The sequence below is a fragment of the Candidatus Macondimonas diazotrophica genome (genome assembly GCF_004684205.1).
Lineage (GTDB): Bacteria > Pseudomonadota > Gammaproteobacteria > UBA5335 > UBA5335 > Macondimonas > Macondimonas diazotrophica.
Genome location: NZ_SRIO01000003.1, coordinates 224,787 through 240,857, shown reverse-complemented (window position 1 = coordinate 240,857; position 16,071 = coordinate 224,787). Strand labels below are relative to the sequence as shown.

11 protein-coding genes are annotated in these 16,071 nt (G+C 62.0%); 4 read left to right on the top strand and 7 right to left on the bottom strand.

Annotated features, from left to right (window positions below):
- Positions 1–65 precede the first annotated feature (65 nt).
- Both ampD and mltF read right to left on the bottom strand, forming a co-directional pair.
- Positions 66–641 carry a 1,6-anhydro-N-acetylmuramyl-L-alanine amidase AmpD gene (gene ampD / locus E4680_RS03820; protein WP_135281051.1) on the bottom strand — a complete coding sequence of 192 codons (576 nt, stop codon included), beginning with the start codon at positions 639–641 and terminating at the stop codon, positions 66–68.
- Positions 638–2,041: a membrane-bound lytic murein transglycosylase MltF gene (mltF, locus tag E4680_RS03815; protein ID WP_167792368.1), complete on the bottom strand. Its 1,404-nt coding sequence runs from the start codon at positions 2,039–2,041 to the stop codon at positions 638–640. Before mltF ends, ampD begins: the two co-directional genes overlap by 4 nt.
- 202 nt (positions 2,042–2,243) lie before the next feature.
- Between mltF and argE the strand changes: the two genes are divergently transcribed.
- From argE to E4680_RS03795, 4 genes are read left to right on the top strand one after another with little or no spacing between them, the layout of a single operon-like run.
- Positions 2,244–3,410, top strand: coding sequence for an acetylornithine deacetylase (argE, locus tag E4680_RS03810; RefSeq protein ID WP_135281049.1), 1,167 nt, complete (start codon positions 2,244–2,246; stop codon positions 3,408–3,410).
- A gap of 5 nt (positions 3,411–3,415) precedes the next feature.
- Positions 3,416–4,747 carry an amino-acid N-acetyltransferase gene (gene argA, locus E4680_RS03805; protein ID WP_135281048.1) on the top strand — a complete coding sequence of 444 codons (1,332 nt, stop codon included), beginning with the start codon at positions 3,416–3,418 and terminating at the stop codon, positions 4,745–4,747.
- Positions 4,748–4,761: 14 nt separating this feature from the next.
- A complete protein-coding gene (locus E4680_RS03800; protein WP_135281047.1) occupies positions 4,762–6,117 on the top strand; it encodes an adenosylmethionine--8-amino-7-oxononanoate transaminase in 1,356 nt (451 codons plus the stop codon).
- Between the two features lie 2 nt (positions 6,118–6,119).
- Positions 6,120–6,857 carry a 16S rRNA (uracil(1498)-N(3))-methyltransferase gene (locus tag E4680_RS03795; protein ID WP_135281046.1) on the top strand — a complete coding sequence of 246 codons (738 nt, stop codon included), beginning with the start codon at positions 6,120–6,122 and terminating at the stop codon, positions 6,855–6,857.
- 461 nt (positions 6,858–7,318) lie between these two features.
- Here E4680_RS03795 and E4680_RS03790 read toward each other — a convergent pair whose 3' ends face one another.
- The 5 genes from E4680_RS03790 to E4680_RS03770 form a co-directional block, all read right to left on the bottom strand.
- On the bottom strand, positions 7,319–12,439 hold the full coding sequence (locus E4680_RS03790) for an Hpt domain-containing protein (protein WP_167792367.1): 5,121 nt from the start codon (positions 12,437–12,439) through the stop codon (positions 7,319–7,321).
- Between the two features lie 43 nt (positions 12,440–12,482).
- On the bottom strand, positions 12,483–14,537 hold the full coding sequence (locus tag E4680_RS03785; RefSeq protein WP_135281044.1) for a methyl-accepting chemotaxis protein: 2,055 nt from the start codon (positions 14,535–14,537) through the stop codon (positions 12,483–12,485).
- Positions 14,538–14,666: 129 nt separating this feature from the next.
- Positions 14,667–15,233, bottom strand: a complete 567-nt coding sequence (locus E4680_RS03780) for a chemotaxis protein CheW (protein ID WP_135281043.1) — start codon at positions 15,231–15,233, stop codon at positions 14,667–14,669.
- A gap of 2 nt (positions 15,234–15,235) precedes the next feature.
- Complete coding sequence (locus tag E4680_RS03775; RefSeq protein WP_135281042.1) at positions 15,236–15,601, bottom strand: response regulator; 366 nt, start codon at positions 15,599–15,601, stop codon at positions 15,236–15,238.
- A 13-nt stretch (positions 15,602–15,614) separates the two neighbouring features.
- The gene (locus tag E4680_RS03770; RefSeq protein ID WP_422666661.1) at positions 15,615–16,067 is read right to left on the bottom strand and encodes a response regulator; all 453 of its coding nucleotides are present in this window, start codon (positions 16,065–16,067) and stop codon (positions 15,615–15,617) included.
- Between the last annotated feature and the right edge of the window lie 4 nt (positions 16,068–16,071).

Here is a 16,071-nt window from a genome sequence, read left to right as displayed (position 1 = left end):
GGTATGGGTGGCCCCGGTATGGGTGGCCCCGGTATGGGTGGCCCCGGTATGGGTGGCCCCGGTCTCTAGAGTTGGCCTGCTGAACCGATCAGCGAGCCTGATCCGTCACGCAACCGTTGCCAGTCGAACGACTCGCCCGGGTCTGTCTTGCGCCCCGGCGCAATATCGCAATGCCCGACGATTCGGTCAGGGGTAATCGCTGGATAGGCATGCATCAACAGACGAGATATCGTAACCAGCCGCTCGTATTGTAAAGCGGTGTAGGGCACGGTATCGGTACCTTCAAGCTCAACCCCAATGCTGAAATCATTGCACTGCGTCCGGCCCTGAAATTCGGATACTCCTGCATGCCATGCGCGATGGCGGAAGGACACGAACTGGATGACTTTGCCGCACCGACGAATGAACAGGTGCGCCGACACCCGAACGCCCTCCAGGTCCGCCAGTTCAGACGGCGCTCCGGTCACCAGACGACCCAGGAACAGACGTTCGACCCAATTTCCGGTGAACTGCCCGGCCGGCAAGCTGATGCCATGGATGACCAGCAAGGAAAGATCAATGCCCAGAGGTCTGCGATCGCAGAATGGGCTCGGCCGATACACTGCGCCCCTCAATCGCCCCGTACGCCGCTCGACCTTCACTGGTAGCTGACACGTCGATTATCGTCACCGAAGAAGTATCCGCTGTCGCTGCTGCCGCTCTGCTCGGCGGCTGCCAGCTCCAAGATGGCATGCAAATCGCGGACACGTTCGACATACCGGACGGGTTGGCGCCCCTGACTATAGCCATAGCGGCTGTATCGCGAATAAGCGCGCCACGACAGTTTCGGGAACGCTTCCTTTACCCCACTCCAGCGGTTTGGATCGAGACCCAGCCGCGCAGCCAGTCGACGGGCATCCTGCAGATGCCCCAATCCAACGTTATAAGCCGCCAGCGCCATCCAAGTGCGGTCGGGCTCAGGAATCTCTGGCGGCAGGCTGTCTCGCAACTGCACCAGATAGCGGGCAGCGCCTTGAATACTCTGGGTCGGATCCAAACGATTGACGCCCAGGGAGCGGGCAGTGGATGCGGTCAGCATCATCAGCCCGCGCACACCGGTTGGACTGACGGCCGATGGATCCCAATGCGATTCGTGATAAGCCACCGCGGCAAGAAGAGTCCATGGCATGTCGTAGCGCGCTTCAGCCCGTCGGAAAGCATTGCGATAACGCGGCAGGCGCGTAAAGATGCGCCCTCGGTAAGTCGTCACATCGATGTAATCAAAGGCATCCAAGTGGCCGAAATACCGGTCTTCCTGAGCTGCGAGCAGCCCTTGATCACGATAGTCTTGCATCCACTCTTCAAGAGCCTCGGCCAACTGGGACGACGATTTCGGCAAAATCCAGGACAACTCTTCGCTGCTGGATAAATCGAAAGCGACTTCCAACTCCGGCATGAAACGGCGATTGATGGTCACTTCGGGAGACCCGGCCACCGTGCAATCGATCTCGCGCCGCCAGACCTGCTCCAGCAGTTGCTCGACGCTGAGCCCGTCGACCTGTTCCCAGTGCAAGTCTGGGTGGTCTGCCGCCAACTGCCGCAGACGCTCCTCATAAACTGAATCCTTGCCGATGCCTATACGCAGGCCGGCCAGGTCCACAACGGAACGTGGCAGGGAATCGGAACGATGACAGACCACCTGCTGGTCGATATGCCGATAAACCGGCCCGAAGCGAAAGTTTGCTTCATACGATGGCGATCGGATGATTCCAGCAGCTGCCAGATCGGCCTGTCCCTGCTCCAGCCAGTGCAGTGCTTCGGTCACCGTATCGGCCACCAAATAACGCGCACGAACGCCGAGATGACGAGCGAAATCCTCGACCATGTCGAACTCAGGACCCTGAGGACCATGGCCGCCTTGATAGAAGGTGGTCGGGGCCGTGCGCGTCACCACCACCAGCTCACCGCGCTCCCGAATGCCTTCCAAACCCTGCGAGAGGGGTTCGGAAACCGGCTCGCAGCCGACCGCACCGAGGGCCATGCCCAGCACTGCATATCGCATCCACCGCTGCATGGTCCTGGGACGTTGGGTGAATCGGCCCAAGGTTTTCGAACGCCTCTGAGGCGCCACCTGCAATCTCGTCAATGTCTTACCAGATTCGCCTGCCAAACTCGGCAACAGGCGCCAACAGTAAGCAATGTCCTGCGGACAGTTCAAGTTTTCCTCTTGCCCAAAGGACGGTGCTACCGCCACAATGCTGCACATGGACACCCCGATTCCGCCTGTTCTGGAGCTGATTTCCGAGCTTGTCGCGCTTCCCTCGGTCAGTAGCGCACAACCCGAATGGGACATGGGAAATCGCGCGGTGATCGACCGAATTGCGCAATGGTGTCAGGATCTTGGCTTCAGGACCGAAGTGCTGGCGCTGCCGGGGGCTGCCGGCAAAGCCAATCTGGTTGCAACGTTGGGCTCCGGACCGGGTGGACTGATCCTGGCAGGCCATACCGATACCGTCCCGTTCGATCACGACGGCTGGCACTCCGATCCGCTCAGAGCGGATATCAGGGAAGGAAGACTGTACGGCCTCGGCACCAGCGACATGAAGGGCTTCTTTGGCCTGGCGCTCGCCGCAGTGGCCCGGCTAAGCCCAGCAAGATTCCATCAACCGCTTGTTCTGGTTGCAACTTCAGATGAAGAAACCAGTATGGCTGGGGTACGTGCATTGCGCGATGCCAAAGCCTTTCATGGCCGCTATGCGGTGATTGGCGAACCTTCGTCGATGCGTCCAGCGCACCTTCACAAGGGCGTGATGATGGAGCGGATTCGCATCGTCGGTCACGCCGGTCATTCCAGCGATCCTTCCCTCGGACGCAACGCCCTCGACGGTATGCATCGTGTCATTTCGGCTCTGATGGACGAGCGCCGGCAGTGGCTCGAGCGCTACAACCACCCGGGTTTCGCGATCCCCTACCCGACCCTGAACCTGGGCCATATCCATGGTGGCGACAACGCCAACCGAATCTGTGGCGAGTGCGAACTGCATTTTGATGTTCGCCTCCTACCCGGCATGGCGCCCCAGGTGATTCGGGATCACCTGCAGGCGCGGGCGCAGGCCGCACTGGCGGATACGGGCCTGACCCTCGAATTCCATCCCCTGTTCGACGGCCTGCCGCCGCTCGAAACCGCACTGACCAGCCCACTGGTCGCCGCCTGCACCACGCTGACCGGACAAGCGTCAGAATCCGTCGCATTCGGTACCGAAGGGCCCTACTATCGTGAAATGGGCATGGATACCGTCATCCTCGGCCCCGGCGATATCGAACAGGCCCATCAACCAAACGAGTATCTCGCCTTGGACCGACTGAGCCCAATGATGAATATTCTGGAATCACTGATCACCCAGTTCTGCTTGATGCCTTCCACGGCCTGAACACCATGGACCAGTTCGTCAAATGGTTTCGCAACAGCACACCGTACATCAACGCCCATCGCGGCAAGACCTTCGTGGTCTGTTTCGGTGGCGAAGTGGTCATATCGCCGGATTTTCCAGCCTTGGTGCAGGACCTGACGCTGCTGGCCAGTCTGGGCGTGCGTCTGGTGCTGGTTCATGGTATTGCGCCGCAATTCAGACAGCGGCTGGATCGGGCCCGGATCGCCTTGGTGGAACACGCTGATGTCCCGGTCCTGCCCGTCGCGGCGCTGCCCGCACTCAAAGAAGCGATCGGCGCCACCCGCCTGGATATCGAGGCTGGATTTTCCAGCGGCCTCCCGCAGACGCCCATGGACGGCGCCGCCCTGCGGCTCGTATCAGGCAATTTCCTCATTGCGCGACCCGTTGGCGTCCGAGATGGCGTGGATCATCACCACAGCGGCGAGATCCGCCGACTGGAGACCCCGGCAATTCGACAGGCGCTGCAGCAGGGCGCAGTGGTCCTGCTTTCGCCGATCGGCTACTCGACCACCGGGGAGGCGTTTTTTCTGTCCTGCGAATCGGTGGCCATGCAGGCAGCGATCCAGCTGGGCGCCGACAAACTGATCTTCCTGGAAGAAGAAGATGCGGCGGCGGTGACCGCGGGACGTTCCAGCCAGCTTGATCCCGCACAGGCCGAAAGCCGGACCCGCGAGGCCGGGTTTTCTCCGGCACGTCGGCAGGCCTGGATGGGGTGCATTCAGGCCTGCCGCAGCGGGGTGCCTCGCGCCCATCTGATCCCCCGCGGCCAGGAAGGCGCACTGCTGCTGGAACTGTTCACCCGGGACGGTATCGGTACGCTCATCACGGCCGGAACATACGATGTGGTCCGCGAGGCAACCATTGACGATATCGGCGGCCTGCTGGCACTGATTGCGCCGCTCGAGGCACAGGGTATCTTAGTGCATCGCTCGCGCGAGCAGCTCGAACTCGAAATCGCCAATTTCATACTCATGGAGCGCGATCAGACCATTCTGGCCTGCGCCGCCCTGTATACCTTTCCAGGTGAAGAGGCGGGTGAAATTGCCTGCGTCGCGGTCCACCCCGACTATCGTGAGCTCGGCCTGGGGCACGATCTGCTTGCCCACCTCGAGCAGCGCGCCTGGACACGCGGTCTGCGCTGGCTGTTCGTGCTCACCACGCAAACAGCGCACTGGTTCATTGAACATGGCTATCGCCCCGCCCGCATCGAGGACTTGCCGGTCGCACGGCAAGCGCTCTACAACTTCAAACGCAACTCCAAGGTCTTTATCAAGGCCTTGAGTGCCGCGCCTGCCGCCCGCCGACCCATCGCCTGATCCGGGACTATCTCATGATCGAAACCAACGCCGACCTCCGTGATCGCGACCTGAACGTCTTCTGGCATCCCTGCAGCCAGATGAAGGACCACGAAACCCTGCCGCTGATTCCTATCCGGCGCGCGAAGGGCGTCTGGCTCGAAGACTTCGAGGGCCACCGCTATCTGGATGCCATCAGCTCCTGGTGGGTGAATATCTTCGGTCACGGCCACCCCCACATCGATGCCGGCATCCGCGCCCAACTCGATGCCCTGGCCCATGTGATCACCGCCGGCTTCACCCACGAGCCCGCCGTGGCACTGGCCGAACGACTGGTCCGTCGGGCTCCGCCCAGCCTGACGCGGGTGTTCTACGCCGAGAATGGATCCTCGGCGGTCGAGATCGCGCTCAAGATGAGCTTTCATGCCTGGCGCAATCAAGGCCACCACGGTAAAACCCGATTCGTCTCGCTGACCAACGGCTATCACGGCGAGACACTGGGCGCTCTGGCGGTCGGCGGCGTCGATCTGTACCGGGACACCTATGGTCCCCTGCTGATGCCCACCCTGCAAGCGCCCTCACCGGATTGCTATCTGCGCCCGGCGGACACCGATTGGGAGTGCCATAGCCGGAACATGCTTAAACCGATGGCCGCATTGCTCGAGACCCGCCACGCCGAGATCTGCGCGGTCATCGTCGAACCCCTGGTCCAATGCGCCGGAAACATGCGCATGTATCATCCGGCTTACCTGCGCGGTCTCCGCGAACTGTGTGATCGCTATGACGTTCACCTGATCGCCGATGAAATCGCGGTGGGCTTCGGCCGGACCGGCACCTTCTTCGCCTGCGAACAGGCGGATATCACCCCGGATTTCCTGTGCACGGGGAAAGGGCTGACCGGCGGCTATCTCCCACTGTCGGCGGTGTTGACCGGCGAGGCCATCTACGATTGCTTCTACGATGACTACGCAACACTGCGAGCCTTTCTGCATTCGCACAGCTACACGGCCAACGCGCTGGGCTGCGCCGCTGCGCTGGCCACGCTGGACCTTTTCGATACCCAGCCCGTGCTCGCATCCAACCAGGCACTGGCCACGCATCTGGCCGAGGCACTGGCGCCACTGCGAGACCACCCCCATGTCGGCGAAGTTCGCCAGACCGGCCTGATCGCCGCAGTCGAAATGACGCCCCAGGGTGACCGGCATTCGGCCTACGCCTGGCAGGAACGGCGGGGGCTGCGCGTCTATCGCCATGCACTGACCCAAGGCATGTTGCTGCGACCGTTGGGCAACGTGGTTTATTTCATGCCGCCCTACGTCATCACGCCGAAGGAAATCGACCGGATGGTCGCGGTCGCCTGCGAAGGCATCGATCGGGCGACGGCGGACTGAGGATGCGCGTTCCACGCCTCTGCATACCGACACCGCTCGCATCCGAAATCGATATCGCACTCCCGCCTGAGCAGGTGCACTATCTGCGCAGCGTATTGCGCCTTCCGATCGGCGCAGAGGTCGTGGTCTTCGACGGCCAGGGGCTGGAGTGCAGAGGCATCATCGACATGCTCGGCCGACAGGACGGCCGGATTCGCCTCACCGCGTCCCCTGTCGCGCCAGAGCGCGAATCGCCGCTCCAGATCACACTGCTGCAAGGGATCTCCCGGGGAGAGCGGATGGATCTGGTGATGCAGAAGGCTGTCGAGCTTGGCGTGGCCCGCATTGTGCCAGTGATCTGTGCGCGCACCGGTGTTCGTCTGTCAGCGGAACGCGCCGCCAAGCGACAACTGCATTGGCGCGGCATCCTGGCTCACGCCGCGGCACAATGCGGCCGCGCTCGGCTGCCGATCCTGTCCGAGGTCTTGTCGCTGAACGACGCAGTCGAACTTCCTGACCTCGATACCCATCTGCGATTGATGCTCGAACCACGCGCCGAACATGGATTTCAGCAGTGGGGCACGCCCCGTTCAGTGGCACTCCTCATCGGCCCCGAAGGGGGGCTCGACGACCAGGAGCAGCTCATCGCCCGCCGGCACGATTTCCATGGACTCCGGCTCGGCCCCCGCGTTCTGCGCACCGAGACCGCTGCCCTCGCTGCCCTTGCCGTCCTGCAAACCCACTGGGGAGATCTGCGCTGAGCCTGCGGGCGCCCGCGACATGCCTTGTGCCCACTGGCCCATCTGAACTAGATCCGGGATATGCATCTCTCCTCGTGCAAAATGAACCCGGCATAGGACCGGAAGCGCTTGATCCTGCTCGGTCAAAGGCAGCGCCTTCAACTGCTCCGCCAGCACCGGAACCATTTGCGGATACCCCTGGATCAACAATCCGATATGAATCGTCCCTTCGGTGCCCGGCACACGCAGAACGGCGACCCGCGTTCGCGGCGTAAATTCCGGCGCGGCCGTGTCGGAAAGGGATTCGAAACAGACCAGGCGCAACGTCTCCTCACGCCACGGCACCGAAATCGGCGTGCCGTCCGTGGGTCGCCTTGACGCCATCGACAGTGGAATGACCTCCACGACCGCCCCATTCGGTATCAGCAAGCGGTATCCGGTCACGGGCAGCACTTGGCAATAGAGTAACGCGGGATCCTCATTCACCCCTCGGCACCCTCTTCAGAGACGGCCAATGCGACGGGCGCGGCATGCCGGGCGATGGTCGCCAACAATTCGGCCTCTTGGTAGGGCTTACCCAGATAATCCGCTGCGCCCAAGGCCAGGGCCCGATCCCGGTGCTTTTCGCCGATCCGCGAGGTAATCATCACAACGGGAATAGCCTGAAGCGCATCGTCGGCCTTCAGGTTGGTGAGCAGTTCGAAGCCATCCATCCGCGGCATTTCCACATCAAGCAAAATCAGATCCGGTGCTTGTTCATGCATTTTCTGGAGCGCGTCAATTCCATCGCGTGCAGTCGTGGCAATCATCCCTTCCCGGGCCAGGAGCCGTGCGGTCACCCGCCGCATCGTGATCGAGTCGTCCACGACCATCACCTGGAGCGCACGGCCCGCCGATTGCGGCATCTGGGGACTGCCCTCAGGAATCTCCGCGGCTGCGGTGCGATGGCGATTGCCAATCAGCGACTGAGGATCGAGAATCAGCACCACCAAACCGTCGCTCAATATCGCGGCACCGGTAATTCCGGGCACCGTTGCCAAGCGTGTACCGACTGGCCGCACGACCAGTTCCTGGGTTCCGACGAGCCCATCGGCCACCAAGGCCCAATGGCGTCCGGCCACGTTCACCAACAGCGCCGCCCGCTCGCCGGATAGTTGCTCTCGCGAGGATTGATGACGCCCCAAGAGCTGCGCCAGCGTCATCAACTGATACTCCGCATCCAAGTGGCTTAGGCGATCGATTTGTCCCGCCTGCCATTCCGCCACCTGAGCGGGATCCATCCGGATGATGCCTTGGATACCCGACATCGGCACAGCGTAGGATTCGTCACCGACCTGTACCAATAGACAGTCACTCACGGCCAGAGTGTACGGGAGCCAGATCCGAAAACGGCTGCCCAACCCCATCTGCGAGGTGATTTCGAGACGGCCCCCGCAGGCCTTGATCTGACTGTTCACCACATCCATGCCCACGCCTCGCCCGGCAATTTGGCTAACCTCCGTTGCGGTGCTCAGCCCCGGCGCGAGGATAAGGTGGTGAATCTGCGTATCCGTCAACGTCTCGTCCGGTTCCACCAGACCCCGAGCCCGAGCGCGTGACAAGATCGCCCGGGTGTTGAGGCCATATCCATCATCAGCGATCTCAAGGAGGATCTGGGAGCCTTCGCGATGAACGCCCAACTGGATCCGCCCGGGGACCGGCTTGCCTAATCGCTGACGCTCCTCTTCTGGCTCGATCCCATGGGCCAAGGCATTGCGCAACAGATGCTCAAGCGGGGCCACCATCCGGTCCAGAACCTGGCGATCGAGTTCAGTCTCTCCGCCGCGGATTTCGAGCACGGCGGACTTCCCAAGCGCCTCGGCACTCTGCCGCACCACGCGTCGCAGGCGCGCACTGTGGAAGTCGAATGCCACCATCCGAGTGTGCAACAGATTCTGCTGAATCCCGCCGGCCAGTCGATGCTGGTGCTGCAAGGCCGATTCGGCCGCCTGCTGCGCGCCGTTCACCAGTTCGTGCAGGCTGACAAGGTCGGTCATGCTTTCACCCAACCCCCGTGAGAGATGCTGCAGGCGCGAGTAACGGTCCAACTCGAGTGGATCGAAATCCGCCTTCGAGGCTGCTTCCTTGCCGTCTTCCGGCCGGAATACGATCCGGGACTCGGCCTCGATCTCCAATTCGCGCAATTGACGATGCAACCGGTCAATGGTCCGGGCAATCTCGCGGATGTAACCCGCCAATTCCCGAATGGGTTGCTCCGCTCGGCCGTTCGCGACCAGCAATTCACCCATCAAGCCCAGCAGGCGGTCGAGCGTCTGGCTGGATACGCGCAGCTGCTCACTGACGATCGGCGCATCCTCGGTTTCGCCGGGCAACGGCGCGTCCCACCAGTCCGGGAGTGTGCTGCTCGCGGCATCGAAGCGCCCTCCCGATTCGGACACCGAAGCTGCATCTTCAGCGACCACTGGTTGCGGCCCGCCAGGCTCATCGGCAGCGTGCCGTCCAGATACGTCCAAACTGCCGCCATCCTGATCCGACCTTTCGTCGACCGAACGTTGCGTCCCGGTGGTCGATATGATTTCGGATGCCACCCCCAGCTTCTCGAGCAAGTCGCGCGGCAACTCGACCGGCAGTCCTTCGGCCCATTGATCCAACTGACCTTGCAAGGCATCCACTGCCTGACGAAGCAACGCATGCGCCTCACGCGGCATCTCCTCCTCCACGGGCCGCAAGCGCGCGAGGTAACTCTCGATGGCATGCGCCAGATCACCCAAAAGCAGCGCACCCGCCATTCGGGCGCCGCCCTTGAACGTATGCAGAGCGCCCATCAGGGCATCGACGGGGATCGCGCGGTCAGCCTTCGGGTCAACGCCAAACAAATCATCGATATGGGCCAGCAACTCGGCACTTTCTTCAAGAAAGAGCGCCCGAATCTCCGGATCGGCGGGCTCGACGCTCATCTGCTGCTCCAGCCGCTCCCGATCACGCCGCAAGCGCTGCAGCCATGCCACCTCGATTGATGGATCGATCGCCGTACGCACCGCCTGCCGGCAGGCTTCCGTCGCTTCCCCCAAGATGGCGATCTGCCCCTGCATCAGCGGTTTGTCGGCCCGTTGCGCAGCCTTGGCCCACCCATCGATCTCGTCGGCCCATTGCGCCAGCGCGTCAAGACCAACCGTCCGCGCAGTCCCCTTCAGTGTATGGAAAGCGCGCAGCACGTCCGAATCGAGCGGCAGAGCAGCATTTTCGCCTGCCTGTTGGAGATAGGACTGTATCCGCGACAGATACGCCATGGCTTCATGCTCAAACAGAGTCCACAGGTCTGTGGCGTCCTCGTCCTGCACCCCGTCGACCCCATCAATGGACGGCTCCGGAAGTGCGCCGTCTGCCATGATCGTCGGACTGGTCCGCACCTCCGCATCGATCTTGGAGTGCTGCCCTGAATCAGACTCTGCGGCCAGCACCGGCATCGCGACCGATTCCGATGTCGCTGAAACATCTTCAGTGCCCGGTGGACTTTGTCCCTCAGCAGCGTCCTGCCGCGACGGCATCATTGCAAGGCGATCGAGACAGGATTGCGCCTCACCGGACAATGGGCGCTGAAGCTCGGGCAAATGGGCGGTCAGATGCGCTGTCCCCTCGACCACGGTCATGACCACCTCGTCATCGACCGGGTCCTCCCGCTCGATCACCTGGTTGAGCACGCGCTCGATCCCCCAGGCCAATTCGCCAATCGCTTCGGCGCCCGCCATGCGGCCTGATCCTTTGAGCGTATGAAACGCGCGACGCAAATCCGCCAGCGCTGCGCGATCGATGCGGTCCTGCTGCCAGGCTGCCAAAGCCGGTTCGATCCGGGCCATGATCTCCTCGGCCTCTTCGACAAAAATCGCGCTCAGGTCGAGCGTGCCGGTGTGTGCGCTTGCGGCGTCCGCCCCTGCCGAAGACGCCACTTGCTGCGCTCTGGGCGCTGGTGTGAGCGCCTCGACAAAGCGCTTCACCATCATTCCGGCGCGTTGCTGCGCTGCAGGGTCGCCCAACGTGGACTCCTCGGCCTGCTCCAACGCCAACATCAAACTCTCGAGCGCGGCTGCCAACGCTTCATCCAGCGACGACGAACCGCGCCGCCAATCTCCCAGGACCCCGGCCAATTGATTGAAATGCGCAGCCATCTGGCTCATGCCCGCCATTGCGAGCGCTGCGCCGATTCCGGCCAGATCACCGGTCACAGTCTCGTGAGCGACCAGCGGATCGTTGGCTTCCAGATGCCCCATGACACGCCGCAGATCAACAAGCGCCTCATGGATGACCGCTTGCCGGAGCAAAGCATCGACGGTGCCGTCAGGCTGCGGGGATGATTCGGACAGACCGGCGAGCGTCGCCTCAACCCGCAGCACCGACTGGGCCAGTTCCGACCATTCCGCTTCGGGAACCCTCTCGCGCTCCATCCAGCGTTCGAGACGTGTGGATGCAAGCGCCATCTCGTGCATCAGATCGGGCCGATCGAGAATCGCGAGCGTCCCACACAGATCGCTCGTGATTCCCGCCAACACCTTGAGTTCTTCGGCCGGTGGATGCGCGCTGCGAGACAGCACATCCAGCGATTCCTTCACCATCTGCAAATCTTCGCGAATCGTTCGGGTGACACCCTCGATGGCTTCACTGCTCGCATCACCGAGTGCCAGCCGCAGTCGCTCCTGCTCTTCCGGCGAAACGATCCAAGCCGATAAATCGTAGGTCTGTGTCACCGCCTTGGCCTCGTCGGCGACCAGCGAAGGCGAGCGCGCCAAGAGATACAGCGCCTGCGCCGCCACGTGACGATGTGTGTCCTGCATCTCCGCCGTTTCGCCTGTGTCTGCCAGGCCACCCAGCATCCGCTCGATGCGCAGCACGATCGGGCGAACCTCGCTACGCGAAACGCTTCCCTCGGCCAGCGCCATCAACAAGCCGCCCAGGATCCACCAGCTTCTTGCGACGGCTGGCGTACTTGCGGCGTGTTGCAACTTCTCTGCAACCCGAACCAAGCCTTTCAGCGGCTGCGCCCAATCGTCATCCCGCAAAGCTGAAACGGTGGCATGCATCACGCCGCTGCGATAGCGCTGCGCCAAAGATCGGATGACGGCTCGATTCGTCTCGGTCGTATCCGGACCGGTCTGGATGATCAGATCCGCCCCGCCCGTCAACGCGAAAACTTCCGCGGCGCAGACCGTGGGTCGGTGCGTCGCCAATCGCAGCGCATTGATCGGAAATACCAGTAAGGAGGGGCATTCCGGCTCGCCCCGTGCCCGTAGCGCGAGATAAGCGGACAACGCAACAAGCAGGCCTGCCAGAGCATCGCCGAGATTGTCTGCATAGGCATCCGGATGCGCGCAGGCGGTCAATGCAACCAGCGCCTGTCCGGCGGAATAAGCCGGCCCCCGTAGCCCCGCAAAGTAAAAGGTGTCGCGTAACTGCTGCCAACCCTGTCGCAAAGTGTCCAGTGCTTCGACCGTGACATCGCCGCGCCCCATGGTTTCCAAGAGCCCGCGCAATTGGTCAAAGTGCTCTTGGATCGCCGGCAGCAGGGTCTCGATTGCCTGAATCTGCGCGGCATGCGGGCTCCGGGGCATTTGATCGCTCGTCGATGTCGATGCCGGTTGCATCACCTGACCCTCACGTGGGTAGCTTGAAACCCGCGACCGAACGTCGAAGCTCGGTCGCCAGCTGAGCCAATCGGCCAATCGCATGTCCGGTTGCGCGGGTTCCCTTGGCTGCCTGCACAGTCACCTCCCGAATGGCGCGCATACTGATCGACATTTCCCCCGCCTTGGCTGTCTGCTGTTGAGCAGCCTCGGAAATGCTGCTCACCAGGACCGAAATCTGGCTCGAGACACGTTCGATCTCATCCAATGCATTGCCGGCATCTTCTGCCCGCTGGGAACCGGACACCACACCGGTGGTGCTCTTCTCCATGGAGGCCACCGCTTCCTGGGTATCGGCCTGAATCATGCGCACCAAAGCCTCGATTTGCCGCGTGGCGGCAGCCGAGCGTTCGGCGAGGCGCTGAACTTCATCGGCCACCACCCCGAAACCCCGGCCTGCGTCTCCCGCGGCAGAAGCCTGAATAGCCGCATTGAGCGCCAGAATGTTGGTTTGTTCGGCGATATCGTTGATGAGCCCAACGATGTGACCGATTTCCTGCGAGCTTTCGCCCAGCCGCTTGATGCGCTTGGAGGTTTCTTGAATCTGTTCGCGAATGACCTGCATGCCTTCGATGGTGCGCTGCACGGCGGCGCTCCCCTTTCCGGCAACATCCACCGCATGTTGCGCGACGCGCGCTGACCGTTGGGCATTGTCGGAAACCTGTTCGATGGACTGCGCCATGCTCTGAATGGCCGAGGTCGTGCTCTCGATCTGCCCACTCTGCCGCTCACTGGCCACCAACAGCCGCGTGGCGACATCCTGAGTCTCCGTCACCGCTGCAGCGACACGTTCAGCCGTTTGATTGATGGTGCGCACCAGTTCCCGCAACTGCTCGACGGTGTAATTCACCGAATCCGCGATGGCGCCCGTGATATCACCGGTGACCGTTGCCTGGACACTGAGATCCCCTTCCGCCAGATCGCCCATTTCGTCGAGCAGATTCAGGATTGCTTCCTGATTCTTTTCGTTCACATGGCGGGCCTCGCCCAGCAACTGTCGGACCCGAGTCACCAGGCGGTAGACCACCAAGGTGACCAGAACCACACTGATGCCGCTCAGGATGACCAGCAGGAACGGTTGCATGAATCGCGTATCAATGGCCGCTTTCAGGGCCAGCTCCTGCTGCGTCAGGCCTTCCTGAACCGTGGCAAGACCGATCACCAGCTGCCGCGATGCACGGTTGGCCCGATGCAAGGCCAATCCATTGGCGGCTATGTAGTCGACCTGCTGGTTGAGGAGAGCGTAGCGATTCATCATTCGGGTCAAGGTCTGCCGCATCGGCCCCGCAGCGGGCAATGCAGTGATACCCAGGCCACGATTGCCTTCGGACAACGCTTGCAGGCCATCGCCGAAGTGCGCCAGTGTGTCCGTCAGTTGGCCCGGCAACGCTTCGGGGGCACCGACACCGTCGAACAACGCATCGATCCACTCACGCATGCGCTGCAGATCGAGCCCCAGGCGAAGGGTGTAGTTCACCTGTTCCTGGGACAGCCGGGCAATCCGCATCTGATCCAGCAAGGTGTCCAGATCCGACATCCAATCGGGCAATGCACCCTGAAACTCGGCTTGGTAGGCTCGGGCGCCCGGCATCACAGCACGCACCGCCGTAAGGGATTGAAGATGGGGCTGGGCTTTCGTCCACGCCTCCACCACGATATCGACACGGGCCTGAACGCTATCCGGTACAGGAGCCAGCCCGATATCGGCTTCGCCCTGCTTGAGGATCCGACTGGCCTTGGTGAAACTTTCAATGCTGCGTGCCAACTCGCTGAACGTCTGCCGATTGGCCAGTTCATCGCTGAACGCATTGGTGACCTCGAAACTGCGCGCGGCAAGGCGCTCCGTCAAGATTTGCTGTTCACTGGTCAGTTTCAGATGCTGCTCGTCTCGCCATTCCAGGCCCGCGAGGTAGGCCCAGCTGCCAAGGGTGAGGAAAATTGCAATCGCGAGTCCGCCCAGCAGATAGGACGCGATACGCCGATCCAAAGAGCGACCACGGATGAATGCAAGGGATGGTTCAAGCATGACGCGGGTGGACTCCCCTCGGGTTGCGACTAACTCACAGGCTCGCTTTTTCGGCACTCAGCCTTTGGCATCGGCAACCTTGATCGGGTCTTGATAGTCACCTGAGTCGATGGAATGCAGGATGCGCCATCAGGTTACCGGGTTGACATGCGCCACCCGCAGTAACGTGGGCCAATCGGGCACGCCTGCCCAACGGCCATCCGACAGAACGACGCCCCCACACCAGATTGCTGGCTGCAGCAATCGCGGCGTGGGACCGTCGTGGCGCAATCCCGACGCGAGGGACTGCAAGCCATGAAGTGTCTGAACGCCCAATCCGAGGATTTGGGAACCCTGCGCGAGACACACGATGAGTGGGGGCGGGAGACCGCCCCCACGCCATCCCATCAGCGCGGTCACGGCAAGCACTGGAACGAGCATGCCACGCAGATTGGTCACACCCTGGATCGCATCGGGTGCATTCGGAATGCGCGTCAACCGGGGCCGTCGAAGCACTTCCACGACCCAGGGTTGAGGCAAGGCCAGCAGCCAACCATCCGTCTCGAAGACAAGTGCTTGCGCCATCTCCGGGGACTCCACCTCGGGCCAGGACGCTTCGGGCGACGGACGGATTGGCCCGGCGTGGCACAGCCGATCCAGGCGACACAGCGCCGCAAAGGGATCGACAGGTTCAAGAAGCGCGGCCGTCTCCGGCACGTTCACGTTCCGAGCACCGCATTCATGCGGGGGATGATGTCGTGCTCATTGACCGGCTTGAGTACATAATCCACCGCCCCCTGACGCAAACCCCAAACCCGATCACTTTCCTGATTCTTCGAGCTCACAATGAACACCGGAATGGACGCCGTTTGTTGATCACGGGCAAGCTTGCGGGTCGCCTGAAATCCACTCATGCCCGGCATGACCACATCCATCAGAATGAGATCGGGGCGTTCTCTACGGGCCAGATCGATGGCCTGCACCGCATCGTGGGCAACCAGAATCTGGTAGCCATGTTTTTCCAGCAAACGCCGCAGCACGTGCAGTTCGGTCGGCGAGTCATCGACGATCAGTATCCGCGCCATTTCCCCGACCCTCTTATTGAAGCCCCCGCCCCGTCGATGTTGTTTCACCAGCCTTGAACGCGGAAATCGCTTCAAGCAGCTCCTCGCGCGAAAAGGGTTTGGTCAGATATCGTTCGGACCCGACCAGGCGGCCACGGGCGCGATCAAACAATCCATCCTTGCTGGAGAGCAGAACGACGGGGATATGCCGAAAATCCGGGTGGCGCTTGATCAGCGCGCAGGTCTGGTAGCCGTCCAGGCGCGGCATCATGATGTCGACGAACACCAGATCAGGGCGATGACGAACCACGAGCCCCAGCGCTTCATAACCATCCTGCGCGGTAATGACCTCGAAGCCCTCGCGCATCAGTAACGTCTCGGCCGTCCGACGGATGGTTTTGCTGTCATCGATCACCATTACCCGCATTGCGAGTCGGTTAGCTCCGCCAGCTGCCTGGTCATCGATTTCTATTTGCTTGTTGTCCATGGCC